Source organism: Bradyrhizobium sp. Ken51, assembly GCF_055807435.1.
In genome coordinates this window covers 397024-423641 of sequence record NZ_JBVVPB010000001.1, presented here as the reverse complement: position 1 = coordinate 423641, position 26618 = coordinate 397024, and the positions used below count along the sequence as shown (strand labels likewise).

Genomic DNA, 26618 nt, shown 5'->3' with positions numbered 1-26618 from the left:
GTTACCTCTCGTTCGTAAACACGATCGTGCCCGACGCGGCGAACATGCCGCCGACGCCGTGGCACACCGAGATCTTCGCGTTGGCGACCTGCGCCGGCGCAATGCCGCGCATCTGGCGGACGCTCTCCTGGAGCGCGTACATGCCGTACATGCCGGAATGCATGTAGCTCAGGCCACCGCCATTGGTGTTGAGCGGCAGCTTGCCGCCCGGGCGCGTGTTGCCGTCGGCGATGAACTTGCCGGTCTCCTCGTGCGGCATGAAGCCGAGATCGCCGAGGCCGAACAGCGGCAGATGCGCAAACGCGTCGTAGATCATGAGATGATCGACGTCCTTGTGCGCGATGCCGGCCTCTCTGAACGCCAGCGGCCCCGCGGTCTTGAACGCGCGCGAGGAGTTGAAAGTCTCCATCTGGCTGACCATCGGCGTCTCCACGCTCTCGCCGGTGCCCCTGATGTAGACCGGTTTGCGCGGAAAATCCTTGGCACGGTCGGCGGAGGTCAGGATCAGCGCGCCGCCGCCGTCGGTGACGAGGCAGCACTGCAGCAGACGGAACGGATAGGCGATCATGCGCGAGTTGAGGACGTCTGCGACCGTGATCGGATCCTTCATCATCGCGCGCGGATTCTTCGCCGCCCATTCCCGCTGCATCACCGCGACCGAGGCGAGCTGCTCGTGCGTGATGCCATAGGTCTTCATGAAGCGCAGCACCGGGATCGGGAACATGCTGGGCGGGCCGTAGACGCCGAACGGCGCCTCGAACTGGCCTTGCAGGCTGTCGGCGGGGATCGAGCGCGGTGCCTTGCCGATCATCGACTTGCCGCTCTCGGCATGGGTGATCAGCACCGTCTTGCACAGGCCAGCCTCGATCGCCGCGGCGGCATGGCGGACGTGCAGCATGAACGAGCAGCCGCCGACCGAGGTGCCGTCCACCCAGGTCGGCTTGATGCCGAGATAGTGGCAGACTTGCTGCGGCGTTTCGACCGCCGTGGCGAAGCCGTCGATGTCCGACAGCTTCAGTCCGGCATCGGCAATAGCATTGAGCGCCGCGTCCGCGTGAAGCTGGAGCTGCGAGGCGTTGGGGATGACACCGAGCTCGGTGGTCTCGGCCGCGCCGACGACGGCAACCTGGTTGCTGCGCATGGTCTATCCCTTCGCCGGACGGAATACGGGGAGGGTGATCTTGTCGTCGAGCGCCTCGAAGGCAACCTCGAGCTTCATATCGAGCTCGAGCGCCTCCGGCGTCTGCGGGCAGTCGATGATGTTGCTCATCATCCGCGGCCCCTCGTCGAGCTCGACCACCGCGATCGCGTAAGGCGCCGTGAAGCCGGGCGCGGCGGGACGGTGGTTGATCACGTAGCTGTAGAGAAAGCCCTTGCCGCTCGCCTTGAAGATGCTGACCTTGCGCGAGGCGCAGGACGGGCAGAACGGGCGTGGCGGGAAATAGACATGTGCGCAGGCGTCGCAGCGCTGCAGGCGCAACTCGCCCGCCTTGGTGCCGTCCCAGAAATGCTGGGTCTCGGGCGTCGGTTTCGGTCGCGCGCGCTGCGGTTCGGCCATGCGGCAGGTCCTCCCAAGGCCAAGCGAAGCCCGGCTGTTGCGATCTTGATGCGACAATCGACCATGGCGCGTCAACGGTCCAGCAATGCGCATGCATGCCATCATGCGCACAATGCTTGTGTCGAAGTGAGGCAGCGCTATACATTGCGCGCAAATATTCCGTGAGACAGACATGCCCGATTTTCCGACACTGACGAAGCTCGCCGAAGACCTCGAAAGCGGCCGTACCACCTCCCGCAAGCTGGTCGAGGCTTGCATCGCCAAGATCGCCGATCCGGCTGGCGAGGGGCAGCGTGCCTTCATCCACGTCGACAAGGACGCCGCGCTTGTGGCGGCGGATGCGATGGATGGTTTGCGCAAGGTGAAGGCGGCGCCGTCGCGCTACGCCGGTATCCCGATCTCAATCAAGGATCTCTTCGACATCAAGGGCCAGGTGACGCGCGCCGGCTCCCGCGCGCTCGACGATTCCTCGCCGGCCGAACAGGATGCCCCCACGGTGGCGCGGCTGCGCAAGGCCGGCTTCGTCGTGATCGGGCGCACCAACATGACCGAGTTTGCCTATTCCGGCATCGGCATCAATCCGCATTACGGTACGCCAAAAGGCGTCTGGAACCGGGCCGAGGGCCACGTGCCCGGCGGTTCGTCCTCGGGCGCAGCGGTGTCCGTGCTCGACGGCATGGCGCATGGCGCGCTCGGCACCGACACCGGCGGCTCCTGCCGGATTCCGGCGGCCTATAACGGCATCGTCGGCTACAAGCCGACGCAGCGGCGCGTACCGCTCGACGGGGCTGTGCCGCTGTCGTTCTCGCTCGACAGCATCGGGCCGCTGGCACGATCGGTCAGTTGCTGTGCCATTCTCGATGCCGTGCTCGCCAACGAGCCGATCGCCCCGCTGAAGCCGCGGCCTGTCAAGGGCATGCGGCTTGCGGTGCCGACCACGATCGCGCTCGACGACCTCGACGCGGCTGTGGCCGGGACGTTCGAGCGGGCGCTCAAGAGTCTCGCCGATCACGGTGCGATCATCGAGCGCATCGAGATGGCCGAATTCCACGACATCGGACCGATGAACGCCAAGGGTGGCTTTGCGGCTTCCGAAAGCTTCGCCTGGCATCGCTACCTGCTCACATCCAAGGGCGACGTCTACGATCCCAGAGTCTCCGTGCGTATCATGCGCGGCGAAGCGCAGAGCGCGGCGGACTACATCGATCTTCTCAACGAGCGCCGCTCACTGATCGCCCGCGTCAATGCGCGGATCGCGCCCTACGACGCGCTGGTGCTGCCGACCACCGCCAACACGCCGCCGAAAATTTCGGATCTTGCCGACGACAAGGCGTTCACCAGGGAAAACCTGCGGGCGCTCCGCAACTGCACCCTGATCAACATGATCGACGGCTGCGCCATCTCGCTCCCGGCGCATCGCGAGGGTGAGATTCCCGTCGGCCTGATGCTGGCGGGCGCGGGCGGATCGGACCGCCGTATCTTCGAGCTTGCTGCCGGCATGGAGGCCCTAATTCGTGTTTGACCTGACTTTCACCGTTGACGCCCAGGACACCACCACGCCGCTGACGCTGGCGATCGACCAGATGGTCATCGCCGGCTGGACCGGCCGCGATCCGGTCGCGCGCGACAAGCACATTGCCGAGCTGCAGGAGATGGGTATCGCCCCGCCGGCCTCGACGCCGATCTACTATCGCGCCTCGGCGCGGCGCTTGACCATAGAAGATAGCATCGAGTGCACCGGCGGCGATTCCTCCGGCGAAGTCGAGTTCGTGCTGATCGGCTGGCAGGGCCGCATCTTCGTCGGCTGCGGCTCCGACCACACCGACCGCAAGGTCGAGGCCTACAACGTCACGGTGTCCAAGCAGATGTGCGACAAGCCGATCGCATCCACGCTGTGGGAGCTTGAGGACGTCATCGGCCATTGGGACAGGATGATCCTGCGCTCCTGGGCCACGATCAAGGGCGAGCGAGTGCTTTACCAAGAAGGCGCGCTCGACGCGATGCTCCCGGTCGCTGACTTGATCGCGCGTGGCTTCGAGGGAGGCAAATTCCCCGACGGCTGCGCCATGTTCGGCGGTACGTTCGCGGCGAAGGGCGGTATCCGCCCCGCCGACCGTTTCGATTTCGAGCTGGAAGACCCCGTTCTGAAGCGCACGATCAAGCACGGCTATGACGTGGTGACGCTGCCGGTGCGAGGCTGAAGTCTCTCCACCGTCATTGCGAGGAGCTCTTGCGACGAAGCAATCCAGACTGGTTCCGCGGAGGAATTCTGGATTGCTTCGCTGCGCTCGCAATGACGAGGAGAGAGTCGGGAATCGGGTGGCAGAGGGCGGGTGGCCTTGCGAAAGTCCGAGCCATGACAGCAACAGCACGCAAATCGTCTCAATCTCCGAAAGCCGACCCCGCTGCCCACGTCGATGCCCTCGACTGGCCCCAGATCACCGGCGAACTCGACACCCATGGCAGCGCCGTCCTGAAGGGCCTGCTCGCGCCGGATCAATGCCGCGCCGTCGCCGCGCTCTATCCCGACGACGCCAACTTCCGCAGCCGCATCGTCATGGGCCGCCACGGCTTTGGCTGCGGCGAGTACAAATATTTCTCCTATCCGCTGCCCGACCTGATCGCGCAGCTGCGCCCGGCGCTCTACGGGCATCTCCAGGGCGTCGCCAATCGCTGGAACGAGGCGATGGGAATCGACATCCGCTACCCCGCCGAACACGCGGCATTTCTGAAACGCTGCCACGAGGCCGGGCAGGCGCGGCCGACGCCGCTGCTGCTGCAATACGAGACGGGCGATTTCAACTGCCTGCATCAGGATCTCTATGGCGAGCACGTGTTCCCGCTCCAGGTCGCGATCCTCTTGTCCGAGCCCGGCCGCGATTTCACCGGCGGCGAGTTCGTGCTGACCGAGCAGCGACCGCGCATGCAGTCCCGCGCCGAGGTGGTTCCGCTTGCGCAGGGCGACGCGGTCGCCTTCGCTGTGCATCATCGCCCGGTGCAGGGGACACGCGGCACCTACCGCGTTAATCTCCGCCATGGCGTCAGCCGGATTCGCTCTGGCCAGCGCCACACGCTGGGTGTGATCTTTCACGATGCCAAATGAGCGCTGCGATTGACGGCTGATCTGTTCGACAATGTTGCCGAGGCGCAGCCGTCACGCGAGGAGATCGCCGACGGCGCTGTGCTGTTGCGCGGCTTCGTCAAGCCGATCGAGAGCGAGCTGATCGAAGCCGTGCGCGCCATCGTGGCGCAGTCGCCGTTCCGTCGCATGACCACGCCCGGCGGGCATCTGATGTCGGTGGCCATGACCAATTGCGGCGAGCGCGGCTGGATCACCGATCATACCGGCTATCGCTATGATCCCATCGACCCGCGGACCGGCGCGCCGTGGCCGGCGATGCCGCCCGTGCTCCGCGATCTCGCCCGCCGTGCGGCGGAGCAGGGCGGCTTTGCCGGCTTCGCGCCCGATGCCTGCCTCGTCAACCGCTACGAGCCCGGCACGCGACTGTCACTGCATCAGGACAAGGACGAGCTGGATTATTCAGCGCCGATCGTCTCGGTCTCGCTCGGCCTACCTGCGACCTTCCTGTTCGGCGGCATGGCGCGCAGCGACAAGCCGCGGCGCTTCCGGCTAGTGCATGGTGACGTCGTGGTCTGGGGCGGGCCCAGCAGGCTCGCCTATCACGGCGTGGCGCCGCTCTCCGACGGCGAGCACGCGCTGCTCGGGCGCAAGCGGATCAATTTGACGTTCCGAAAGGTCCGCTGACGCGTTTCCTCGCAGCCCCCGCTCGTCTAAGCTTCCGGCGGGGGAGACGGCGATATGGCGACCACACAGCTCTCGGCCGGCACTGGCGCGGCCAACCGCACCGGCCTGTATCTGGCCGTGCTGCAACTGGCGTTCACGCTTGGCTGGACCACCTACGTCGTCTATCTGCCAAAGCTCGCGGCTGAGGTCGGCATCGCGCCGTCAGCCGTCATCTTCATCCTGATGCTGGACCAGGCGATCTTCACCATCGCCGATACCGTGATGGGGATCGCCGCCGACAAGATCGCTCCCCATCTCGGCAGGCTTGGCCTGTTCGTCGGGCTCCTGGCCGCGATCTCCTGCGGCGCGTTCGTCGCGCTGCCTTTCGTCGCAGGGCGCGGCGTGGCCGCGCAGGGGTGGTTCATTGCCCTGATCGTGGTCTGGTCGATCACCTCGTCCGCGTTGCGCGCGCCACCGCTGACCCTGCTCGGCAGATACCGCGCCCGGCCGCAGGTGCCGTTCCTCGCCGCGCTCGCGATGCTCGGCTATGGCGTCGCTGGCGCGGTCTCGCCCTATCTCGGCGTGGTGCTGCGCGAGCACGACGCGCGGCTACCCTTCGTGATATCGAGCGCAGTGCTGCTGTTGACCGCGCTCGGACTGTCACGGATCGAGCACGACGTGGCCCGCGACACCGCGCCGCCGACACCGGCCGAGGCAGCAAAGCCGCTTGGCCTTGTGCCGATCGCCTTCATCGTCGCGATGGTGGCGCTCGCGCTCGGCTATCAGTTGCACTTCGCTCTGAACAGCGCGCCGTTCTACCTGCGCTTTGCCAAGCCGGATGAGCTGCAATGGCTGATGCCGGTGTTCTGGATCGGTTTCAACATTGCGATGTTTCCGGCAAGCCTCGTCGTCAAGCACCGTGGCGGCGTGATCGTGATGGGCGCGGCCGGACTGCTTGGAGCGGTCGCGATTGCTGCGGCCGAATTCGCCGGCAGCCTCAACACGCTGATCGTCGCGCAGTTTCTCGCCGGCGCGGCGTGGGGCTGCATGCTGATGAGCGCGATCTCGGCCGCGTTGGCGATCGGCTCGACCGGCGCGGAGGGAAAGGTGACCGGCCTCGTCTTCTCGGCGCTGGCACTCGGGACCTTCGCGCGGATGGCGGCGGTCGCCGGCGGCTTGCAGAAAATGCCTGACTACGCGCCGCTGCTGCACTGGGCCCCGGTCGCCTGCTGGGCGGTCGCAGGCGCGGGCCTGCTGGTGATCGCGGCGGCGCGGCTACAGGGCGGCGTTCACCTCAAGGCTTCGGCGGGTGGATGAACGTCCACGGGCTGACTTCCGAATCTCGCATCACTTCGACCGAGATCAGATACGGCCCGCCATGGGCCAGCGCCTTCTCCATCGCCGCCTTGAACTGGTCCGGCGCGGTGACGCGCGCGGATGCGACGCCAAACGACTCCGCGAGCTTGACGAAATCCGGATTGACCAGATCCGACGCCACCACGCGGCCGTCGAAGCGCTCGCGCTGGTCGCGGCGGACATTGCCGTAGGCGTTGTTGTTGAACACCAGCGTCACCACGCCGATGTTGAACTGCACGGCGGTGGCGAGCTCCTGCACACCGAACATGAAGCCGCCGTCGCCGGTGATCGCCACCACCGGCTTGTCGGGATTTGCGACCTTGGCCCCGAGCGCGGTCGGGAAACCCGAGCCGAGCGTGCCCTGATAGCCTGAGGTGATGAAGGTGCGCGGCTCGTAGATCGGGAAGCCGTACCAGGAGGCGAAGCCAAACTGCGACAATTCATCTGTCACGATCGCGTTCGCCGGCAGCACCTCGCGCAGGATGTTGAGATACGCCATCTGCGGCTGGATGCGCTGGATCTCGGCTTGCGCCGTCGCAGTCACTTCCCGGATGTCTCCCCGCCGACCGCTGGTCCTGGCGTAGCCGGCCTTCTTCACGGCGGCGACGAGATCGGCCGCGCCGGTTTTGGCGTCGGCGACGATAGCGACATCGGAGGCGAGCCGCCGCATCTCGGCGGGATCGATATCGACACGAATGGATTTCAGCCCCTTCGGCTGATACGGCCAGCGGAAGCCTGACGCCGGCAGTTCGGCGCGCGTGCCGATCGCGATCATCAAATCGGTTGTCGGCCATAGCTTGTAGGCCGCCGCCATCGTGAGTCCTAGCCCATGCGCATTGGAGACGATGCCGCGGCCGCCGCGGAAGGCGACGACAGGTGCGTCGATCATCTCGGCGAGTTCGAGAATTTCCTCGCGCGCTTCGATCGCGCCGCTGCCGACGAAGATCATCGGCGCCTTGCTGTTCCTGATCAGCGCGGCCGCCTGTTTGATCATATCAGGGTCGGGCTGCGGCGCGGGCAAGGGCTCCAGCACCTGTGCTGCAGCCGTGTCCGCGCGTTGGGTGAAGACGTCCCAGGGCATCTCGACCGAGGCGGGGCCACGCCGTCCGGACGTCATCTCCTGGAAGGCGCGCGCGACCGTGGTCGGCGCGTTGCCGGGATATTCGATGCGGTCCGCCCATTTCACATAGGTGCGCAAGGTCGCGAGCTGGTCCGGCATCTCGTGCAGGTGGCCGCGGCCCTTGCCCAGAAACTGCGTCGGCACCTGGCCGGTGACGCACAACACCGGCTCGTTGCAGCCGAAGGCGGTGAGCAGTGCCGCGCTGGCGTTGAGCACGCCGGGACCCGGCACCACGCTGAACACGCCGGGCCTGCCGCTGGAGCGCGCATAGCCGAACGCCATGTAGCCGCAGGCCTGCTCGTGCCGCGCGCCGATCACCTTGAGCTGAGCCTGGTGGAAGGCGTCGAACAGACCGTAGACCTGCGCGCCTGGCAGGCCGAACACGGTGTCGACTCCGTGGGCGACAAGGCCGCTTACGATCGCTTCGCCTCCGGTGAGGGTGGTCATGGCACTATTCCATTTCAATCGGTGTTCAGGCTTCGTCGACGACGCCATTTCGCAAGGTCCCGATGCCCTCGGCATGGACCTCGACGACATCGCCGGGTTTCAAATAACGCGGCGGGTCGAACCGCGCGCCGGCGCCGGTCGGCGTGCCCGTGACGATGATATCGCCGGGGACAAGCGTCGCGAAGGTCGAGATATAGCTGATGAGATAGCGGAACGGAAACATTAGCCTGCTGGTGCGGTCGTCCTGCCGAAGCTCGCCGTTGACATGCGTGGTGAGGCGGATGTCCGCGATCTGCGATTCCTGTACGTAGGGCACCAGCCACGGGCCGAGGCTGCCGCTGGAATCGAAGTTCTTGCCCTGCGTGACGTTGAACTTGGCATGGCGCAGCCAATCTCGCACCGAGCCTTCGTTGCAGAGCGTCAGCGCGGCGATGTGGTCGAGCGCAGAACTTTCGGGGATGTGCCGGCCGGCCTTGCCGATCACCAGCACGATCTCGCCCTCATAGTCGAGCTGTGCGGATGCGCGCGGGCGCACCAGCGGCGTGTCATGGCCGACGAAGGAACGCGGCGAGCGCATGAACATGCTCGGATATTTCGGTGCGTCCTGGCCGTCCTTGTACTCGGCGTTACGATCAGGGTAGTTGACGCCGATGCAGATGATCTTTTCCGGCGCGGGTACCGGCGGCAGCCAGATGATATCGCCGAGCGCGTGATCGGGCGTGCGGCCGGCGGCTTCTTCGGCGAGGCTCGCGAGCTTTCCTGCCGCGATCACCTCGCGCAGCGTCGGATAATCTTTGGCGTGGCGCGCGGAGAGCTCGACAACGCCGCCATCGACGACGGCGCCGTACTTCGTTTCACCCTTGACGGAATAGGTGGCGAGGCGAGGGAGGTTCATTTGCTGCTCTTCATTCCTCGTCGTCCCGGCGAAGGCCGGGACCCATACCGCGTGATCTCTCGATTGGAGAAGGTAGAAGTACCGAACAACGTGTCTTCGCCAAACGTCTCCCTGTGGCTATGGGTCCCGGCTTTCGCCGGGACGACGGCTTGGGAAGCTCGACAGTCACTGACATTAATCCGCCACCAGCACGTCGGCCACGAACTTCGGCTCACGCACGGCTTGCCCGGAGAACGGCGAGCCCTGCTCGAACCAGGAGCGCGGGGCCGGCGCGCCCCATAATGTCTGGCGGCGCGGATCGCGCAGCGACCAGCGCAGCGGCTCGTGGTCGTGGTCGCCGGTGAAATAGTCGCTGGTGTAGAGCTCGAGCCTGTGACCGTCGGGGTCGCGGACGTAGAGGAAGAACGCATTCGAGATGCCGTGGCGGCCGGGTCCACGCTCGATGTTCTTCACGAAGCCTTGCGAGGCCATGACGTCGCAGAGATGGATGATGTTCATCGCCGTCGGCGTCCAGTAGGCGAAGTGGTGCAGCCGCGGGCCCTTGCCGTTGGTGATCGCAAAATCGTGGACATTGCCCTTGCGATGCATCCAGGCCGCGGCGATGCGCCCGTTCGGTCCGTCCTCCTCGGCGTATTCGGTGAGGCGAAAGCCGAGCCGGGCATAGAATTCGACGGTGTCCTGCACCTCGGCGGCGAACACGTTGAAATGGTCGAGCCGCTGCGGGTGGCATCCCCTGTAGAGATCGTAGCGGCGCAGCAGATGCGGCCGCCGGTCCATCGACGCATACAGCTCGATCTGGAAGCCGAAGGGGTCGGTGAACTGCAGCGTGCGGCCCTGGAAGGGCTGATCGACGAAGGCATAGCCAAGACCGTTCTCGGACAGGAACTTTGCGGCCTTGTCCAGATCCCCGTCATTGCCGACCTTGAAGCCGAGGCGGTTGCAGGCAGGCGCAGCCGCTTTGCGCAACACCAGCGAGTGGTGCTGATGCTCCTCGGCGGCGCGCAAGTAGACGACCTTGTCGTCGGCGTCCTCGACATGCAGGCCGACAACGCTTTCATAGAACTCGCGGCTGAGCTTCAGATTGGTGACGTCCAGCACGGCGTGGCTGGAGCGGATGATGTTGAACGGCGGCTCGAAGATATGTTGCGGTACGGGCATTGCCGTTTCCCCTCTCTAGACCCGGTCATTCCGGGGCGGTCCCTTAAGACCGAACCCGGAATCTCGAGGTTCCGGGTTCGCTTCGCGCCCCGGAACGACGGTGGCTCTAAATTCCCAGCTTCTGAATCTTGTGCGTGCCCCGCGCGAGCGAGACGTGCTTGGTTTCCATGTAGAAATCGAACGAGTAATCACCGCCGTCGCGGCCGATGCCCGAGGCCTTCATGCCGCCGAACGGCGTCGGCAGATGGCGGACGTTTTCCGAGTTCAGCCAGATCATGCCGGCTTCCAGCGCATCGGCAACGCGCAAAGCGCGGCCGACGTCGTTGGTCCAGACATAGCCAGTCAGGCCATAGCGGATGTCGTTGGCGATCTCGATTGCGTCTGCTTCGTCCTTGAAGGGCAGCACGGTGAGGAAGGGGCCGAACACCTCCTCCTGTGCCACGCGCATCTTGCCGTGTGCGCCGGTCACCAGCGTCGGCTCGACATAGTGCCCGCCGCCGGGGCCGTCATAGGCCTTGCCGCCGACGGCGATCGTCGCGCCGTCCTGGCGTGCGACGTCGAAATAGGAGCAGACCTTTGCCAGGTGACGCTCGTGGATCAGCGGCCCGATCTCGGTTGCGGGATCGAGGGGATGGCCGACCTTCAAGGCCTTTACCCGCGCGGTCAGCTTCTCGATGAACTTTTCGGCGACGCCGGCCTGGATCAGCAGGCGGCTCGACGACGTGCAGCGCTCGCCGTTGAGAGAGTAGATCATGAACACGACGGCATCGAGCGCGCGGTCGAGATCGGCGTCGTCGAACACGATCACCGGGTTCTTGCCGCCGAGTTCGAAATGCACGCGCTTCAAGGTCGGCGCGCCCTGAACCATGATCGCCGAGCCGGTCGAGCTTTCGCCGACAAAGCCGATCGCCTTGATGGCGGGATGCTCTGTCAGCGCCTTGCCGGCCTCTTCGCCGAAGCCGTGGACGGTGTTGAGCACACCGTCGGGAACGCCGGCTTCCTTGACGAGCTTTGCCAGGATAGCCGCCGTGATCGGCGACCATTCCGCCGGCTTGTGCACGACGGTGCAGCCGGCTGCGAGGGCAGGGGCGATCTTCCAGGTCGAGAGCATGAACGGCGTATTCCACGGCGTGATCACGCCGACCGGGCCGATCGGCACGCGGGTCGAGATGTTCCAATGCTCGTCGCTCGGCGTGTTCTGGCCGTCGCGCGCCTCGCCGCATCGGTCGGCAAAGAAGCGGAAATTCTCGGCGGCGCGGATCGCGGCCTTGGCCATGAAGCGATAGGCCTGGCCGGTGTCGATGCATTCGAGCACCGCGATGTCCTCGGCATTGTCCTCGATGGCGTCAGCGACGCGATGCAGCAGCTTCTTCCGCATCGCCGGCGCCATGTCGCGCCAGGATTTGAAGGCCAGCGAAGCAGCGGTTGCCGCGGCGTCGATATCCTCGGCATTGCCGCGGGCGACGCTCGCGAGGGTCGCGCCGTCGACCGGCGATTTCGTCTCGAACGTTTCGCCTGAGATCGACGGCACGATCTTGCCGTCGATCATGTGGCCGATGCCGTCGGCGCGCAGCGACTTCAGCAGCGGTGCGATGCGGTCGCGATTGGCCTGGAACACATCGGCTTTCGGCGTGGGCTTATCCATGGGCGGCCTCCGCTTTCAGGGCGTCGTGGATGTTGTTGCGCTTCCAGCTCGTGTCCTTGTCGTTGATCTGCATGTCGAACGAGAGGGCGAATTTCGAGCTTGCGAACACGGGATCGAGATGCCGGGAGAGCGCCTGGAAGATTTGCTCGCCGGCTTTCTTGCGGGTCTCGAGGTCACGGCCTTCGCCAATGCGCAGCACCATGTCGAGAAAGCCGTAGTCCTGTCGCGCGTCCGCGATCGCATAATGCTCGCATTTGACGGCGCGGACGCGGATGCCGCCGAGCGGGAAGATGCCGGTCTCGACCGCGGCCTTGCGCACCACCTCGCACGCCGCGCCGATGTCGAGGCGGTCGTCGAGATTGGCCGAATATTCGATCGTGAAATGCGGCATCGCGGTTTCACTCCCTGTTTTTTTGTTCGTCTAAGCGAAGTAGCAGCTCACCGAGCCGTAGGCGCCATAATCGGCCTGAATTGTGTCGCCCTTGCGGGTCTCGATCGGACGGATGAAAGAGCCGGCGAGCACGATTTGTCCGGGCTCAAGCGCAAGGCCGAGCGGTGCGATCTTGTTGGCGAGCCAGGCGACGGCAGTCGCGGGATGATTGAGCACGCCCGCGGCAAGGCCGGTTTCCTCGAGCTGGCCGTTCTTGAAACAGAGCGCACCGATCCAGCGCAAATCAGCATCCAGCGGGCGGATCGGCCGACCGCCGAGCACGATGCCGGCATTGGCCGCGTTATCGGCGATGGTGTCGAAGATCTTTCGCGTCGCCTTGGTCCGGGGATCGACGCGCTCGATGCGCGTGTCCAGAATCTCCAGCGCCGGCACGACGAAATCGGTGGCGTTGAGCACGTCGAACAGGGTGCAGTCAGGGCCCGCGAGGCGCTTGCTCATGACGAAGGCGAGCTCGGCTTCCACGCGCGTCGCGATGAAGCGCTCCGTCGGGACGAGGCCGCCATCGGCGAAGAACATGTCGTCGAGCAATACGCCGGAATCCGGCTCATTGATTCCAAGCGCGCTCTGCATCGCCTTCGAGGTCAGGCCGATCTTGTGTCCCCTGACGATGCGCCCCTCGGCAATCTTGACGTCGACCCAGGCCTTCTGAATCGCGTAGGCATCAGCGATGCTGATGGCGGGAAAGTCCTGCGACAGCTGCCGGATCTGCGTACGGGTCTTCTCCGCCTGATGCAGACGGCTCGCGCAAGCTCGGATATCGTCGTTGGAAAGCGCCATTTGTGATCTTACAAAATGTGGAGCTCGAAGATACTTAACATGTTAAGTGAATGCGTCAACGCCATTTTGGCTTGCTGCACTGCAAACGTTTTGCGGTTGAAGGGGCATCATCGTGAAGAGACCGGCTGATCCAGCGGACGACGGCGCCACCGCCGCGCGACAGGTGCCGATGCGCGACTTCTCGCGTTCGTTGCCGATGTCGTTGCTGCGGGCACGCGAAGCCGTGATGCGGCAATTCCGTCCCTCGTTGCGTGAGCATGGGTTGACCGAGCAGCAATGGCGCATTCTGCGCGCGCTCGCGGCGATCGACACGGTCGAGGTCACGGAACTCGCGCGCACCGCGTTCCTGCTCGGCCCGAGCCTGTCGCGCATCCTGCGCGATCTGGAGGCGCGCAACCTGATCGAGCGCAAGACCGCCAAGGCGGACCAGCGCCGCAGCATGGTCTCGATCTCGGAAAAAGGCGTGAAGCTGATGGCGTCCGTGGCGCCGTCCTCCGAAGCGATCTATGCGGAGATCACGCGCCGCTTTGGCGCGCGCAAGCTCGTCGAGTTGCAGGGGATGCTCGGCGAGCTCGAACAAAGTCTCGCAGGGCTCGGTGCCGGCGAGGAGGCAAGTGCCGAGGAGTGAAAGCAGATATGCGCGAGCGCGCGGCAACAATCATGGACATCGCCGCATTTTTTCGCTCAAGTGCCGCTCAAGCCGGTGACTGCAAAATCGGCGCCAGGTAGAGGCAAACAGACCCTCATGGTCACCATCCAGGTTCAGAAGCTGATCGACTTCGTCAGCGAGGTCTTCGCGCATGCGCAGTCGTCGCCTGACGAAGCCCGGCGCATCGCCACTTATCTAACCGCGGCGAATCTGACCGGCCATGACAGCCACGGCGTGATCCGCGTCCCCGTCTATATCCGCTGGCAGAAGAGCGGCGCGGTCGTGCCCAACCAGAACGCCGAAATCGTGCTCGACACGCCCTCGCTCGCGGTGGTCGACGGCAAGTTCGGCTACGGCCAGACCGTGACGGCGCAGGCGGTCCGGATCGGCATCGAGAAGTGCAGGAAGGCGGGACTTGCCGCCGTCGCGCTGCGCAATGCCGGCCATATCGGCCGCGTCGGCGATTGGGCCGAGATGGCCGCCGCCGAAGGACTGATCTCGGTACATTTCGTCAATGCCGCGGGCTCGCTGCTGGTGGCGCCTTTCGGCGGCGTCGAGAAACGGCTCTCCACCGCACCCTATTGCGTCGGCATTCCGCGCGAGGGCCAGGATCCGATCGTGCTTGATTTTGCGACCTCAGTCGTGGCCGAAGGCAAGGTGCTGGTCGCGAGCCGCGGCGGCAAGAAGCTGCCGAAGGGCGCGCTGGTCGATGCCGACGGCAGCCTGAGCGAGGAGCCGGCCGTACTCTACGGCCCCTACACGCCGGACGGGCCGCGCGATCACACCAAGGGAACGGGCGCAATCCGTGCGTTCGGCGAGCACAAGGGCTCGGGCCTTGCCTTCATGTGCGAGCTGCTCGGCGGCGCCTTGACCGGAACCGGGGCCACGTCCGGCGGCCGCCGCTTCGCCAACGGCATGCTGGCCTTCTACGTCGATCCGAAAGTGGTCGATACCTCCCATGTCTTCGACGCAGAGGTGTCGCGCTATGCCGACTTCATCCGTGCCACCAAGCCGGTGGCCGGGATGGACCAAGTGCTGATTCCCGGCGACCCTGAGCGGAAAACCCGGGCTGAGCGGACCCGAAACGGCATCCCCTTGCCGGATGACACCTGGGCGGCAATAGTGAATACCGCCCGCGAGGTCGGCGTCAGCGAAGTCAGCATCCAGAGGGCGACCGCATAGGTCTTGCGTCATTGCGAGCGTAGCGCGACGCGCCAGTTCGCGGTAACAGCGGTTGTGCTGTCGCGACGCTCGTCATGGTGACGATGGTCCAAATCACACGGTCCAAATAACACGGTCCGAACAACAAAGAAGGAAGGCAACGTGGCGAACAAGGTCAAGGAAATCTGGAAGTCGGGCAAGGCCGTGGTCAACGCGTGGCTCGCGATTCCCTCCGGCTTCTCGGCCGAGATGATCGCGCAATGCGGCTTCGACAGCGTCACCGTCGACATGCAGCATGGCGTGCAGGATTATCTGTCGATGGTGCAGTGCTTCCAGGCGATGGACAAGCACCCGATCACGCCGATGGTCCGCGTGCCCTGGAACGAGCCCGGCATCATCGGCAAGGTGCTCGATGGCGGCGCCTATGGCGTGATCTGCCCGATGGTCAACACGCCGCAGGAAGCCAGGAACCTCGTCTCCTATTCCAAGTACCCGCCGAAGGGCGTGCGCTCCAACGGCCCGATCCGCGCCGGCATGTACGGCACCGCGGGCTCCTACCAGAAGACGGCCAACGACGACATCGTGCTGCTGCCGATGATGGAGACCAGGACCGCGGTCGAGAACATGGAAGCGATCTTCGACGTCGAAGGCATCGACGGCGTCTATATCGGCCCGTCCGACCTCGGCTTCTCCTACGGCCTTGAGCCGAAGCTCGATCGCACCGAGCCCGAGATCCTCGCGATCTACGAGAAGATCATCAAGGAGTGCGGCAAGCGCGGCCTCAACCCGGGCATCCATTGCAGCGGCGCCGAAGGTGCCGCGCGCGCCATCAACATGGGCTTCAAGCTGGTGACGCTCTCGAACGAGGTCGGCCTGATGACGACCTACGCCAAGATGCAGGTCAACGCCACCCGGAAGGATTCCGGCGGCAAGGCCTGAGCTCTCTCTGTGTCCCGGACGCGGTGCGGCGCGTAGCGCCGCTCCGCAGAGCCGGGACCCAGAAGCCAGTGAAGCACATTACGTAAACAACTAGGCCCGGCTCAGCAGCGCATCGTTTCGCGCTGCGCTGCGTCCGGGGCACGATAGTTTCGATACAGGAGACCTCCCATGACCATCAGCCCCGTCATTCGCCTGCATCCCGATGATGGCGTGCTGATCGCGCGCGCAAGCTTGCCGCCGGGAACATTGGTGGCCGACGGCGTGACTACGGTCGAGCGCATTCCTTCCGGCCACAAGGTCGCGATCAAGCCGATCGCTGTCGGCGAGCCGGTGATACGCTATGGCCAGATCATAGGCTTCGCGACCACCCCGATCGCGCCGGGCCAGCACGTGCACGTGCAGAACTGCGGCATGGGCGATTTCGCCAAGGACTATGCCTATTGCGCCGACGTCAAGCCGACGCCGAATTTCGATCTGCCGGCGAGCTTCGAAGGCATCCGCCGTCCGGACGGCCGCGTCGCCACGCGCAACTATATCGGCATCCTGACCTCGGTGAATTGTAGCGCGCATGTCGCAAGCCTGGTCGCCGACGTCTTCAAGAAGAATCCCTTCACCGGCGACAATCCGCTGGCCGATTTCCCCAATGTCGACGGCGTGGTCGCGCTGACCCACAAGACCGGCTGCGGCATGACGCAGAACGAGCCCCTGGCGCTGCTCCGCCGCACGCTCGGTGGTTATGCGCGGCACGTGAACTTCTCCCACGTCATCGTACTCGGCCTCGGCTGCGAGGTAAACCAGATCGGCGGCCTGATGGAGGAGCAGAAGCTCGCCGGCCGCCTGCGCGCGATGGACATCCAGGAGGTCGGCGGCACCCGCAAGACGGTGGAAGCCGGCGTTGCCTTCGTGCGCGAGGCACTCGCGGAGTCCAACAAGGTCAAGCGCGAGTCCGTTCCGGTGAGCGAATTGACCGTGGCGCTGCAATGCGGCGGCTCGGACGGCTATTCCGGTGTCTCCGCCAATCCGGCGCTGGGCGCGGCCAGCGATCTCATCGTGCGTCACGGCGGCACCGTGATCCTGTCGGAGACGCCGGAGACTTATGGCGCCGAGCATCTGCTCACGCGCCGCGCCGTCAGCCGCGAGGTCGGCGAGAAGCTGGTCGATCTCATGCGCTGGTGGGATGAGTACACGACGCGCGAAGGCGCCGAGATGAACGCCAATCCGAGCCCGGGCAACAAGGCCGGCGGTCTCACCACCATTTTGGAGAAGTCGTTGGGCGCGATGGCGAAGGCCGGCACCACCAATCTCGTCGAGGTGCTGCGCTACGCCGAGCCCATCACCAAGAAGGGTTTCGTGTTCATGGACACGCCCGGCTACGATCCCGTTGCCGCGACCGGGCAGGTCGCTGGCGGCGCCAATCTGGTCTGCTTCACCACGGGGCGCGGCAGCGTGTTCGGCTGCAAGCCGGCGCCCTCGATCAAGCTCGCCACCAACACGCCGATGTACAAGCGCATGGAAGAGGACATGGATGTCAATTGCGGCACCATTCTCGAAGGCGAGGAGAGCGTCCAGCAGTGCGGCCAGCGCATTTTCGATCTGATTCTCAAGACCGCGTCGGGCCAGCCGACCAAGAGCGAGAGTTTTGATTTCGGCGGCGCCGAGTTCGCGCCCTGGGTGCTGGGCGCGACGATGTAATCCCTTCGTTGCGCGTCGGCGGTAGCCCCGCACTGCAAGCGACGCTCCTAAGTAATGATACGGAGCCGTGAAGTGATCTCGGCGGTTCCCGCGGTCACACCTGATTAACATCTTCTGCCGTAATCCCTGGAGCGATGCGAGCTCCACCCACTAGGGGCGTTCGCCCTTCGTGAGGATTCGTCAACGATGACGCGTGCGATACGGCCGACCGGCGTGGAATATCTCCTCGGAGAGGAGGAGCTGATCGTGTCGAAGACCGATCTCAAAGGCCGCATCACCTACGCCAACGATGTCTTCATCCGGATGGCGAAGTACTCCTGGAAGGAGCTGATGGGCGCCCCCCACAGCCTGATCCGCCACCCCGAGATGCCACGCTCCGTCTTCAAGCTGTTGTGGGACACGCTTCAGTCCAGGCAGGAGATCTTCGCCTACGTCGTCAACCTCGCGAAGGACGGCAGCCATTACTGGGTGTTCGCCCACGTCACGCCGACATTCGACGAGCGTGGCAATGTCGTCGGCTATCACTCCAATCGCCGCAAACCCGATCCTGCGCAGATCGAGCGTATCAAGCCGATCTACAAGGCGCTGTGCGCGGAAGAGGCGCGGCATGCCAATGCCAAGGACGGCATGCATGCGAGCTTCGAGGCGATGGTCGGGCTGCTCAAGCAACAGGGTGTCGGTTACGATGAATTTGTGCTCTCTCTCTAAGGCGCAGGGAGCGACCGCGCTCGCATCCGTTCTTGCCGTCGTTGCGTTCGTGCTGTCGCTGGCCGGTGCGACTGGAATTTCCGCCACGGCGTTGCTTGGCGCGACGGTCGTGCTGCTCGGTTACGCCGTCTGGTGCCAGCACCGCACGGCGGTGGCCGTCGACGAGATGGCAGACGTGTGCCGCAAGGCCGCACGTGGCGACCTCGAGACGCGCATCCTCAGCATCCGCCAGGCCGGACGGATCGGCGCCATTCAGAAGGCGGTCAACGACATGCTCGACATTACCGATGCCTATTTGCGGGAGGCTTCGGCGTCGATGGACTATGCGAGCCGCGGTAAATATTTCCGCAAGATCCTCGCGCGGGGATTACCCGGCTCGTTCCGCCGTTCAGCCACCGTCATCAATTCCGGCACCGACAGCCTCGGCCGTCGCGTGGTCGAGATCGCGGATCTCGCAAAGCAGTTCGGCACGCATCTCGACCAGGTCGCCGGCACTCTGATGGGCGCGGCAACCGATCTCGAATCCGACGCCGGCCAGATGGCGGCGGCGGCCGAGAAGACCAGCCGGCAGACCTCCGGCGTGCTCAGTGCGTCCGACCAGGCCTCGCGCAACGTCGCCACCGTCGCGAGTGCCGCGGAGCAGCTCGCATCATCGATCGCGGAGATCAGCCGCCAGGTGGCCGGCTCGACCACGAGCACGGGGCGGGCGGTGAACGAAGCCAATCGTGCCGGCAGCGAGATTCGCACGCTTGCGGATGCGGCGATGCGGATCGGCGACGTGGTCAAGCTGATCAGCGAGATCGCCGAGCAGACCAATCTGTTGGCGCTCAACGCCACCATCGAAGCCGCGCGGGCAGGCGAGGCCGGCCGCGGCTTCGCCGTGGTCGCATCCGAGGTCAAGAGCCTCGCCAACCAGACCGCGAAAGCGACCGAGGAGATCAGCGCCAAGGTCGGCGAGATGCAGCAATCGACCACCAATTCGGTCGCCGCCGTCGAGGCGATCGCGCAGACCATCACCGAGATCAACGGCATCACCGCCTCGATCGCGACCTCGATCGAGCAGCAGGGTCTCGCCACCCGTGAGATCGCCCGCAACGTCCAGGAAGCCTCGGCCGGCACCTCGCAAATGTCCTCCAACGTCACCGGCATCAGCGAAGCCGCCGCCGATACCGGCCGTGTGGCGAGCCGCGTCAACAGCGCCTCCGAACGCGTCCATGGCGAGGTCGAGACGCTCCGGCGCGAGGTGACGCAGTTTTTGCAGCGGCTGACGTCAGCGGCGTAGGACATCGCGGAGAGGACGCGCATTCTTCCCCTCTCCCCTTGTGGGAGAGGGTGGCTCGCCGCTCAGCGGCGAGACGGGTGAGGGGTCTCTCTCCGCGCGCACCTCTCACGCCGGAATTCGCGGAGGCGTACCCCTCATCCGGCGCTTCGCGCCACCTTCTCCCGCAAGAGGAGAAGGAAGAAAGCGGGCGGGCCGCACCTTGCGTAGGCACCCTTTGCCCGTTGTTAGTGCTTGATCGAGGTCACCAGCGGTGTTCTGCTTAAAAAAGCTGCTGGAGTACCGCACCCCGTGTCGATCTACGTCGCATTACACCACGTCACGCACTACAAATACGACCGCCCGATCGATCTCGGCCCGCAGACCATTCGTCTGCGGCCGGCGCCGCATACCCGCACGCCGATCCTGAGTTATTCGCTCAAGGTCACTCCGGCCAATCATTTCGTGAACTGGCAGCAGGATCCGCTGGGCAATTGGATCGCGCGTTACGTCTTTCCGGAGAAGACGACCGAGCTCAAGATCGAGGTCGATTTCACGGCGCAGATGACTACGGTCAATCCGTTCGACTTCTTCGTCGAGCCCTATGCCGACAGCTTTCCGTTCGAATATACGCAAGATCTCAAGATGGAGCTCGCGCCTTATCTCGAGACCGTCAAGCCCGATCGGCTGTTCGCGAAATATCTCGACACGATCCCGCCCGAAGCCCCGAACACCGTCAATTTCCTGGTCGATCTCAACAGGGAGTTGCAGAAAAGGATCGGCTACGTCATCCGCATGGAGGCGGGCGTGCAGACGCCGGAGGAGACGCTTTCCTCCGCGGCCGGCTCGTGCCGCGACTCCGCCTGGCTCCTGATCCAGACCTTCCGTCACCTCGGTCTCGCCGCCCGTTTCGTCTCCGGCTATCTGATCCAGGTCCGTCCCGACATCGATCCAATCGAGGGGCCGCCGGAGGTTGAGAACGATTTCACCGATCTCCACGCCTGGGCCGAGGTCTACCTGCCGGGCGCGGGCTGGATCGGCTTCGACGCGACCTCGGGCATGCTCGCGGGCGAGGGCCACATCCCGGTCGCCGCGACGCCGCACTACCGCTCGGCGGCGCCGATCTCCGGCGGCGCCGGCTTTGCCGAGGTCGAATTCGCCTTCGACATGAGCGTCAAGCGCATTCGCGAGGCGCCGCGCATCACGAAACCGTTCTCGGACGAATCCTGGATACGGCTCAATGATCTCGGCGAGCAGGTCGACGGCGATCTCGCTGCGCAAGACGTGCGTCTGACCATGGGCGGCGAGCCGACCTTCGTCTCCGTCGATGATCTCGAAGGGGCCGAGTGGAACACGGATGCCGTCGGTCCGACCAAGCGCGGGCTCGCAGACGATCTGATCCGCCGCCTGCGCGCGCGTTTCGGACCCGGAGGCCTGCTGCACTTCGGTCAGGGCAAATGGTATCCCGGCGAAAGCCTGCCGCGCTGGGCGTTTGGCCTGTACTGGCGCAAGGACGGCGTGCCGATCTGGAAGAATGCCGACCTCATCGCCAGCATCGAAAATCCGCGGCCGGCGCACGCCAAGGACGTCCAGGCGTTCGTGGAAGGCACGGCGCTGCGGCTTGGCCTCGATCCCGGCTACATCATGCCGGCCTATGAGGACACCGCGTACTGGCTGCAGAAGGAATCCGAGCTTCCCGTCAACGTCGATCCGTCCGATTCCAAATTGTCCGATCCGGAGGCCCGCGCGCGGATGGCGCGGGTGTTCGAGCAGGGGCTCAACAATCCTCGCGGCTTCGTGCTGCCGGTGCAGCGCTGGAATGCGGCACCACGCTGGCGCAGCGAGCGCTGGCAACTCCGGCGCAGTCATCTGTTCCTGATGCCGGGGGATTCCCCGCTCGGCCTGCGCCTGCCGCTGGACTCGCTGGGCTATGTCCCGCCCGATCAATATCCCTACATTGTCGAGCGGGATCCGATGGAGGCCCGCGGCAAGCTGCCGGTGTTCAGCCTTCCGGCGCGTCCCGACTCGCCGGAGCGGCTCGAGCCCGAACAGCTCAACACCTCCGTCCCGGTTCGCACCGCGATGTCGGTCGAGGTCCGCGACGGCGTGCTCTGTGCCTTCATGCCGCCGGTCGAGCAGATCGAGGATTATCTCGAGATGATCGCGGCGCTCGAAGCCACGGCCGAGGAGATGCAGCTCCAGGTCCATGTCGAGGGTTATCCGCCGCCATTCGATCCGCGCGTCGACGTCATCAAGGTGACGCCCGATCCCGGCGTGATCGAGGTCAACGTCCAGCCGGCAAAGAACTGGCGCGAGGCGGTCGAGATCACCGCCGGCCTCTATGAAGATGCCGGCAAGACGCGCCTCGGCGCCAATCGCTTCCTGGTCGATGGCCGCCACACCGGCACCGGCGGCGGCAATCATGTCGTGGTCGGCGGCTCGAGCCCGCAGGACTCGCCGTTCCTGCGCCGGCCCGATCTGCTGAAGAGCCTGGTGCTGCACTGGCAGCGTCATCCGTCGCTGTCCTATTTCTTCTCCGGCCTGTTCATCGGCCCGACCAGCCAGGCACCGCGCATCGACGAAGCCCGCCACGACAGCATTTACGAGCTCGAGGTCGCGCTCACGCACGTGCCGCCGCCGGGCGTTCAGGCGCCGCTGTGGCTGGTGGATCGCTTATTCCGGCATCTCCTCGTCGACATCACAGGCAACACCCATCGCGCGGAGATCTGCATCGACAAGCTCTATTCACCGGACGGCACGACCGGGCGCCTCGGCCTCGTCGAATTCCGCGCGCTCGAAATGCCGCCGGATCCGCGCATGTCGCTGGCGCAGCAGCTGCTGATCCGCGCGCTGATCGCAAAATTCTGGCGCGAGCCGCAACAAGGCAAGTTCGTGCGCTGGGGCACCGCGCTGCACGACCGCTTCATGCTGCCGCACTTCATCTGGGAAGATTTCCTCGAAGTGCTGAGCGAGTTGAAGCAGTCCGGCTATCCGTTCGAGCCTGAATGGTATCTGGCCCAGCTCGAATTCCGCTTCCCCGCCTTCGGCCGCATCCATCATGGCGGCGTGACGCTGGAGCTGCGGCAGGCGCTGGAGCCCTGGCACGTGCTCGGCGAGGAGGGCTCGGCCGGCGGCACCGTGCGCTATGTCGACTCATCGGTCGAGCGGCTCCAGGTCAAGGCGGAAGGCTTTGTCGAAGGCCGCCATATCGTCACCTGCAACGGCCGCCGCCTGCCGATGACCGCGACCGGCCGCTCGGGCGAAGCCGTGGCCGGCGTCCGCTTCAAGGCCTGGCAGCCGGCCTCCGGCCTGCATCCGACCATTCCCGTCCACGCGCCACTGACGTTTGACCTGATCGACACCTGGAACGGGCGCTCGCTCGGCGGCTGCGTCTATCACGTCGCCCATCCCGGCGGCCGCAGCTACGACACCAAGCCCGTCAACACCTACGAGGCCGAGGCGCGGCGGCTGGCGCGATTCCAGGACCACGGCCATACGCCGGGCCCGATGCAGCCGCCGCCGGAGGAACGCACAAATGAGTTTCCGCTGACCCTCGACTTGCGGACCCCGCTCCTGCAATGAGTATGATGCCGGGGCAGGGAGAGGCGCATGGCCGAGGGCGCAGCCGAAGAGGACGACAAGGCGGGTAAGGCGCAAGGTCAGCGCGAAGGCGAGCGCCGCTTCGCGCAATGGGTCCGCGACTATAGGCGCCTGCCCGGCATCCCCGACGAGTTTCTCGGCCCGGACGGCAAGCCCCGCGCGGTCTGGAGCCGCTTCTTCGATGCCTTCGGCGCGCTCGCGCCCGACGAGGTCGAGCGGCGGTTCGGCATGGCCGACCGTCATCTCCGCGAGGCCGGCGTCACCTATCGCGCGCCCGGCGAGAGCGCCGACCGGCCCTGGTCGATCAGCCATCTGCCGCTGCTGATCGACGAGGCCGACTGGAAGCAGCTGTCCGACGGAATCACCCAGCGCGCTGAGCTGCTCGAGCTCGTGCTGCGCGACATCTATGGCGAGGGCCGCCTCGTCGCCGAAGGCGCGCTGCCGGCGGCCGCGATCGCCGGCAGCCCCGAATATCTCCGTCCCGTCTGCGGCGTGCCGCCGCCGGGCGGGCGCTATCTCTCGCTTTATGCCGCCGATGTCGGCCGCGGGCCCGACGGCCGCTGGTGGGTGCTCGGCGACCGCACGCAGGCGCCGTCGGGCGCGGGCTATGCGCTGGAGAACCGCCTGGTGCTTTCGCGCGCGTTCTCGGATCTCTACAAGTCGATGAACGTGCCGCGCGTCGCGCCGTTCTTCGAGGCGTTTCGCGACAGCCTTCGCGCGCGCGCCGACCGCGACGAGCCGCGGATCGGCGTGCTCACGCCGGGCAGCTTCAGCGAGACCTATTTCGAGCACGCGACGCTGGCGCGCTATCTCGGCTTCCTGCTGGTCGAGGGCGACGATCTCGCCGTCAGCGACAACCATATCCACATTCGCACGGTTGCGGGTCTCAAGCGCCTCGACGTGCTGCTGCGCCGCGTCGATTCCAATTCGCTCGATCCGCTCGAGCTCGATGCCTCCTCGCGGCTCGGCGTGGCCGGCCTGATCGACGTGCTGCGCAAGGACGGCGTCGTCGTCGCCAACATGCCGGGATCGGGCGTGCTGGAGGCGCGCGCGATGCTCGGCTTCCTGCCGGCACTCAGCCGCCGCCTGCTTGGCGAGGAACTGAAGATGCCCCACATCGCGACCTGGTGGTGCGGCCAGCGCTCGGCGCGCGACGAGGTGTTGTCGCGGCTCGACGAGGTCGCGATCGAAGGCGCCTATCGGCGCGGCGTTCCCGGTTTCGACAGCAACGGTCCGGTGCTCGCGAGCGAGCTCGACGCCGCCGGCCGCCGGCGCCTGAGCGACGCCATCGCCGCGCGCGGCATGGACTATGTCGGCCAGGAGGTGGTGCGGCTCTCGACCATGCCGGTGTGGGAGCAGGGGCAGATCACGCCGCGTCCCTTCGTGCTGCGCGTGTTCGCAGCCGCGACGCCCGACGGCTGGGCCATCATGCCCGGCGGCTTCTGCCGGATCGCCGAGCAGCCGGATGCGCGCGCGGTGTCGATGGGCGACGGCGCGCGTTCCGCCGACGTCTGGGTGGTCTCGGACAAGCAGGTCTCGACCGCGACGCTGCTGCCCGCGACTGACAAGGTGCGCATCCGCCGGATCGCCGGCGTGCTGCCGAGCCGCGCCGCCGACAATCTGTTCTGGCTCGGCCGCTATCTCGAACGCGCCGAGGCGACGCTGCGGCTGGTGCGGGCGCTGGGCTCGCCGAGCGGGCCCAACAAGGGCACCGCGGCCTCGCTGCAATCGGCGGAGCGTATCCAGCGCCTGCTGGTAACCTGGGGCGCGATCTCGCAGACCTCGCGCGCGACGACCGGCCGTATCGTCGCCGAAGCGCTGCAGAGCCCGGAGCGCTTCGGCTCGGCACTGTCGCTGGTCCGCGCGGCCCAGCGCACGGCGACCTCCTTGCGCGAGCGGCTGTCGCCCGACGCCTGGCAGGTCATTACCGAGATGGCGGAGCGGCTGGCCGTCGAGGTCGAGGACGACGACAGCGTGCTGAGCGCGGCCGAGCTGACTTTGCAGGAGCTCGCGAGCTTTGCCGGCCTTGCGCATGAGAACATGAACCGCGCCGCCGGCTGGCGCTTTCTCGATATCGGCCGTCGCACCGAGCGCGCCATCAACACCACGCGTTTTGCGCGGCAGTTTGCCTATGACGAGGCCGGCGACGAGGATCTCGATATCCTGCTGACGCTGGTGGATTGCCAGATCACCTACCGCTCGCGTTATCTGCTGGCGCCGATCCTGGCGCCGGTGCGCGACCTCGCCGTGCTCGACAGCTACAATCCGCGTTCGGTGGCGTTCCAGGTGACGGCGCTGAACGAACACATCGCCGCACTGCCGAGCCTGAACGAGCACGGCCTGATCGAGAAGCCGCAGCGGCTTGCGGTCGCGATGCAGGCGATGCTCGCAACCGCGGAGGCCGAGAAGCTCGAGGTCAAGACGCTGTTCGCACTGGAGCAGGATCTGCTCAGCCTCGCCGAGGCGGTCGGGCAGCACTACTTCCCGCACGGCCCCAATGCCAGCCGACCGGAAAAGCTGACGGGGCTCGCGTGATCTACGACATCCGTCACGTCACAACTTACCAATACGAGAGTCCGGTCAGCTTCGCCCGCTGCACGCTGCGGCTGGAGCCGAGGAGTGGCCATGGCCAGGAGTTGATCTCGCATAAGCTCGAGATCCGTCCGCGCCCCGCGGAGCGTAGCGTCCGGCGCGATTTCTTCGGCACCCTGACCGAGAGCGTCGTGATCGAGGCCGCGCATCGTACTCTACGCATCGATTCCCGCTCTCGCGTGAAGGTGTCGCGCCAGCCGCCGGCGCGCGCCGCTGCCAGTCCGGGCTGGCAGAGCATTCGCGACATCGCCTTCGAGGCGACGAGCCTCGGGCCGTCCTCGCCGGTCGGCTATGTCTTTGCGAGCCCGCTGGTGCCGGTGCTGGGACCGGTCAGCGCCTATGCGGCGGAAAGCTTCGCGCCCGGCGCGGGCATCCTCGCCGGGGCGGTCGATCTGATGCATCGCATCCGCACCGAATTTCGCTACGATCCGAAGGCGACGGTGATCTCGACGCCGCTCAACGAGGTCTTCGTCAAGCGACATGGCGTCTGTCAGGATTTTGCCCATGTGATGATTGCGGGCTTGCGCGGGCTGGGCCTGCCGGCGGCCTATGTCAGCGGATATCTGCGCACCATTCCGCCGGCGGGCCAGCCGCGCCTGCAGGGCGCCGACGCCACCCATGCCTGGGTGTCGCTGTGGTGCGGGGAGGAGCTTGGCTGGGTCGATTTCGATCCGACCAACGATCTTATGGTTGCTGGCGACCATATCGTGCTCGCGGTCGGCCGCGACTTTTCCGACGTTTCGCCGGTCGACGGCATCATCGTCGGCTCGCCGAAGCAGAAGCTCGACGTCGCCGTCGACGTGCTGCTGGTGGAATGATTGCGGGTCCTGCCGTGTCGGCGACGCCCTAGCCTGGGTGTATCGAACC

The 26618-nt window shown here is 65.7% G+C and carries 22 protein-coding genes; 14 read left to right on the top strand and 8 right to left on the bottom strand.

Going from position 1 to position 26618, the window contains the following annotated elements:
• Position 1: 1 nt before the first annotated feature.
• Together AC0L27_RS01845 and AC0L27_RS01840 are read right to left on the bottom strand one after the other, a co-directional pair.
• Complete coding sequence (locus tag AC0L27_RS01845) at positions 2 to 1141, bottom strand: thiolase C-terminal domain-containing protein (RefSeq protein ID WP_354206997.1); 1140 nt, start codon at positions 1139 to 1141, stop codon at positions 2 to 4.
• 3 nt (positions 1142 to 1144) lie between these two features.
• On the bottom strand, positions 1145 to 1558 hold the full coding sequence (locus tag AC0L27_RS01840) for a Zn-ribbon domain-containing OB-fold protein (RefSeq protein ID WP_354206995.1): 414 nt from the start codon (positions 1556 to 1558) through the stop codon (positions 1145 to 1147).
• A 172-nt stretch (positions 1559 to 1730) separates the two neighbouring features.
• Here AC0L27_RS01840 and AC0L27_RS01835 point away from each other — a divergent pair, with 172 nt between their 5' ends.
• The 5 genes from AC0L27_RS01835 (at position 1731) to AC0L27_RS01815 (ending at position 6620) form a co-directional block, all read left to right on the top strand.
• Complete coding sequence (locus AC0L27_RS01835) at positions 1731 to 3080, top strand: amidase (RefSeq protein ID WP_354206993.1); 1350 nt, start codon at positions 1731 to 1733, stop codon at positions 3078 to 3080.
• Positions 3073 to 3759: a DUF2848 domain-containing protein gene (locus tag AC0L27_RS01830; protein ID WP_354206991.1), complete on the top strand. Its 687-nt coding sequence runs from the start codon at positions 3073 to 3075 to the stop codon at positions 3757 to 3759. The genes AC0L27_RS01835 and AC0L27_RS01830 overlap by 8 nt, the downstream gene beginning before the upstream one ends.
• A 155-nt stretch (positions 3760 to 3914) precedes the next feature.
• Entirely contained in the window at positions 3915 to 4661 is a 747-nt protein-coding gene (locus AC0L27_RS01825) for a 2OG-Fe(II) oxygenase (protein WP_473317882.1), read from the top strand.
• A gap of 9 nt (positions 4662 to 4670) precedes the next feature.
• Positions 4671 to 5324, top strand: coding sequence for a DNA oxidative demethylase AlkB (alkB, locus tag AC0L27_RS01820; protein ID WP_354206987.1), 654 nt, complete (start codon positions 4671 to 4673; stop codon positions 5322 to 5324).
• A gap of 54 nt (positions 5325 to 5378) precedes the next feature.
• Entirely contained in the window at positions 5379 to 6620 is a 1242-nt protein-coding gene (locus AC0L27_RS01815; RefSeq protein WP_354206985.1) for an MFS transporter, read from the top strand.
• Here the strand turns inward: AC0L27_RS01815 and AC0L27_RS01810 are convergent.
• From AC0L27_RS01810 to hpaH, 6 genes are all read right to left on the bottom strand, one after another.
• The gene (locus AC0L27_RS01810) at positions 6598 to 8226 is read right to left on the bottom strand and encodes a thiamine pyrophosphate-dependent enzyme (protein ID WP_473317881.1); all 1629 of its coding nucleotides are present in this window, start codon (positions 8224 to 8226) and stop codon (positions 6598 to 6600) included. The two genes, AC0L27_RS01815 and AC0L27_RS01810, sit on opposite strands and share 23 nt — an antisense overlap.
• Before the next feature lie 25 nt (positions 8227 to 8251).
• The gene (locus AC0L27_RS01805) at positions 8252 to 9121 is read right to left on the bottom strand and encodes a fumarylacetoacetate hydrolase family protein (RefSeq protein ID WP_354206981.1); all 870 of its coding nucleotides are present in this window, start codon (positions 9119 to 9121) and stop codon (positions 8252 to 8254) included.
• 174 nt (positions 9122 to 9295) lie between these two features.
• Positions 9296 to 10279, bottom strand: a complete 984-nt coding sequence (gene hpaD / locus AC0L27_RS01800) for a 3,4-dihydroxyphenylacetate 2,3-dioxygenase (protein WP_354206979.1) — start codon at positions 10277 to 10279, stop codon at positions 9296 to 9298.
• Between the two features lie 106 nt (positions 10280 to 10385).
• Positions 10386 to 11924: a 5-carboxymethyl-2-hydroxymuconate semialdehyde dehydrogenase gene (gene hpaE, locus AC0L27_RS01795; RefSeq protein WP_354206977.1), complete on the bottom strand. Its 1539-nt coding sequence runs from the start codon at positions 11922 to 11924 to the stop codon at positions 10386 to 10388.
• Positions 11917 to 12315, bottom strand: coding sequence for a 5-carboxymethyl-2-hydroxymuconate Delta-isomerase (locus tag AC0L27_RS01790; protein ID WP_354206975.1), 399 nt, complete (start codon positions 12313 to 12315; stop codon positions 11917 to 11919). The genes hpaE and AC0L27_RS01790 overlap by 8 nt, the downstream gene beginning before the upstream one ends.
• Before the next feature lie 30 nt (positions 12316 to 12345).
• The gene (gene hpaH / locus AC0L27_RS01785) at positions 12346 to 13152 is read right to left on the bottom strand and encodes a 2-oxo-hept-4-ene-1,7-dioate hydratase (protein ID WP_275170578.1); all 807 of its coding nucleotides are present in this window, start codon (positions 13150 to 13152) and stop codon (positions 12346 to 12348) included.
• Between the two features lie 109 nt (positions 13153 to 13261).
• Here hpaH and hpaR point away from each other — a divergent pair, with 109 nt between their 5' ends.
• The 9 genes from hpaR (at position 13262) to AC0L27_RS01740 (ending at position 26569) form a co-directional block, all read left to right on the top strand.
• A complete protein-coding gene (gene hpaR, locus AC0L27_RS01780; RefSeq protein ID WP_354057515.1) occupies positions 13262 to 13780 on the top strand; it encodes a homoprotocatechuate degradation operon regulator HpaR in 519 nt (172 codons plus the stop codon).
• A gap of 117 nt (positions 13781 to 13897) precedes the next feature.
• Positions 13898 to 14983 carry a malate/lactate/ureidoglycolate dehydrogenase gene (locus AC0L27_RS01775; protein WP_473317880.1) on the top strand — a complete coding sequence of 362 codons (1086 nt, stop codon included), beginning with the start codon at positions 13898 to 13900 and terminating at the stop codon, positions 14981 to 14983.
• 141 nt (positions 14984 to 15124) lie between these two features.
• A complete protein-coding gene (locus AC0L27_RS01770; RefSeq protein WP_035974924.1) occupies positions 15125 to 15901 on the top strand; it encodes an HpcH/HpaI aldolase family protein in 777 nt (258 codons plus the stop codon).
• A 168-nt stretch (positions 15902 to 16069) separates the two neighbouring features.
• A complete protein-coding gene (locus AC0L27_RS01765; RefSeq protein ID WP_354206970.1) occupies positions 16070 to 17593 on the top strand; it encodes a UxaA family hydrolase in 1524 nt (507 codons plus the stop codon).
• Positions 17594 to 17779: 186 nt separating this feature from the next.
• Positions 17780 to 18301, top strand: a complete 522-nt coding sequence (locus AC0L27_RS01760) for a PAS domain-containing protein (protein ID WP_354254060.1) — start codon at positions 17780 to 17782, stop codon at positions 18299 to 18301.
• Positions 18279 to 19583 carry a methyl-accepting chemotaxis protein gene (locus AC0L27_RS01755; protein WP_354206966.1) on the top strand — a complete coding sequence of 435 codons (1305 nt, stop codon included), beginning with the start codon at positions 18279 to 18281 and terminating at the stop codon, positions 19581 to 19583. Before AC0L27_RS01760 ends, AC0L27_RS01755 begins: the two co-directional genes overlap by 23 nt.
• A 288-nt stretch (positions 19584 to 19871) precedes the next feature.
• Positions 19872 to 23141: a transglutaminase family protein gene (locus AC0L27_RS01750; RefSeq protein ID WP_354206964.1), complete on the top strand. Its 3270-nt coding sequence runs from the start codon at positions 19872 to 19874 to the stop codon at positions 23139 to 23141.
• A gap of 27 nt (positions 23142 to 23168) precedes the next feature.
• Positions 23169 to 25694: a circularly permuted type 2 ATP-grasp protein gene (locus AC0L27_RS01745; RefSeq protein WP_473317879.1), complete on the top strand. Its 2526-nt coding sequence runs from the start codon at positions 23169 to 23171 to the stop codon at positions 25692 to 25694.
• Positions 25691 to 26569: a transglutaminase family protein gene (locus tag AC0L27_RS01740; protein WP_354206960.1), complete on the top strand. Its 879-nt coding sequence runs from the start codon at positions 25691 to 25693 to the stop codon at positions 26567 to 26569. Before AC0L27_RS01745 ends, AC0L27_RS01740 begins: the two co-directional genes overlap by 4 nt.
• Positions 26570 to 26618 lie beyond the last annotated feature (49 nt).

What these genes read in the sequence shown, in the direction of transcription:
- AC0L27_RS01845 (WP_354206997.1), bottom strand. Translation starts at nt 1,141, where the DNA reads ATGCGCAGCAACCAGGTTGCCGTCGTCGGCGCGGCCGAGACCACCGAG.
- AC0L27_RS01840 (WP_354206995.1), bottom strand. Translation starts at nt 1,558, where the DNA reads ATGGCCGAACCGCAGCGCGCGCGACCGAAACCGACGCCCGAGACCCAG.
- AC0L27_RS01835 (WP_354206993.1), top strand. Translation starts at nt 1,731, where the DNA reads ATGCCCGATTTTCCGACACTGACGAAGCTCGCCGAAGACCTCGAAAGC.
- AC0L27_RS01825 (WP_473317882.1), top strand. Translation starts at nt 3,915, where the DNA reads ATGACAGCAACAGCACGCAAATCGTCTCAATCTCCGAAAGCCGACCCC.
- AC0L27_RS01815 (WP_354206985.1), top strand. Translation starts at nt 5,379, where the DNA reads ATGGCGACCACACAGCTCTCGGCCGGCACTGGCGCGGCCAACCGCACC.
- AC0L27_RS01810 (WP_473317881.1), bottom strand. Translation starts at nt 8,226, where the DNA reads ATGACCACCCTCACCGGAGGCGAAGCGATCGTAAGCGGCCTTGTCGCC.
- AC0L27_RS01805 (WP_354206981.1), bottom strand. Translation starts at nt 9,121, where the DNA reads ATGAACCTCCCTCGCCTCGCCACCTATTCCGTCAAGGGTGAAACGAAG.
- hpaD (WP_354206979.1), bottom strand. Translation starts at nt 10,279, where the DNA reads ATGCCCGTACCGCAACATATCTTCGAGCCGCCGTTCAACATCATCCGC.
- hpaE (WP_354206977.1), bottom strand. Translation starts at nt 11,924, where the DNA reads ATGGATAAGCCCACGCCGAAAGCCGATGTGTTCCAGGCCAATCGCGAC.
- AC0L27_RS01790 (WP_354206975.1), bottom strand. Translation starts at nt 12,315, where the DNA reads ATGCCGCATTTCACGATCGAATATTCGGCCAATCTCGACGACCGCCTC.
- hpaH (WP_275170578.1), bottom strand. Translation starts at nt 13,152, where the DNA reads ATGGCGCTTTCCAACGACGATATCCGAGCTTGCGCGAGCCGTCTGCAT.
- AC0L27_RS01775 (WP_473317880.1), top strand. Translation starts at nt 13,898, where the DNA reads ATGGTCACCATCCAGGTTCAGAAGCTGATCGACTTCGTCAGCGAGGTC.
- AC0L27_RS01765 (WP_354206970.1), top strand. Translation starts at nt 16,070, where the DNA reads ATGACCATCAGCCCCGTCATTCGCCTGCATCCCGATGATGGCGTGCTG.
- AC0L27_RS01760 (WP_354254060.1), top strand. Translation starts at nt 17,780, where the DNA reads ATGACGCGTGCGATACGGCCGACCGGCGTGGAATATCTCCTCGGAGAG.
- AC0L27_RS01755 (WP_354206966.1), top strand. Translation starts at nt 18,279, where the DNA reads ATGAATTTGTGCTCTCTCTCTAAGGCGCAGGGAGCGACCGCGCTCGCA.
- AC0L27_RS01745 (WP_473317879.1), top strand. Translation starts at nt 23,169, where the DNA reads ATGGCCGAGGGCGCAGCCGAAGAGGACGACAAGGCGGGTAAGGCGCAA.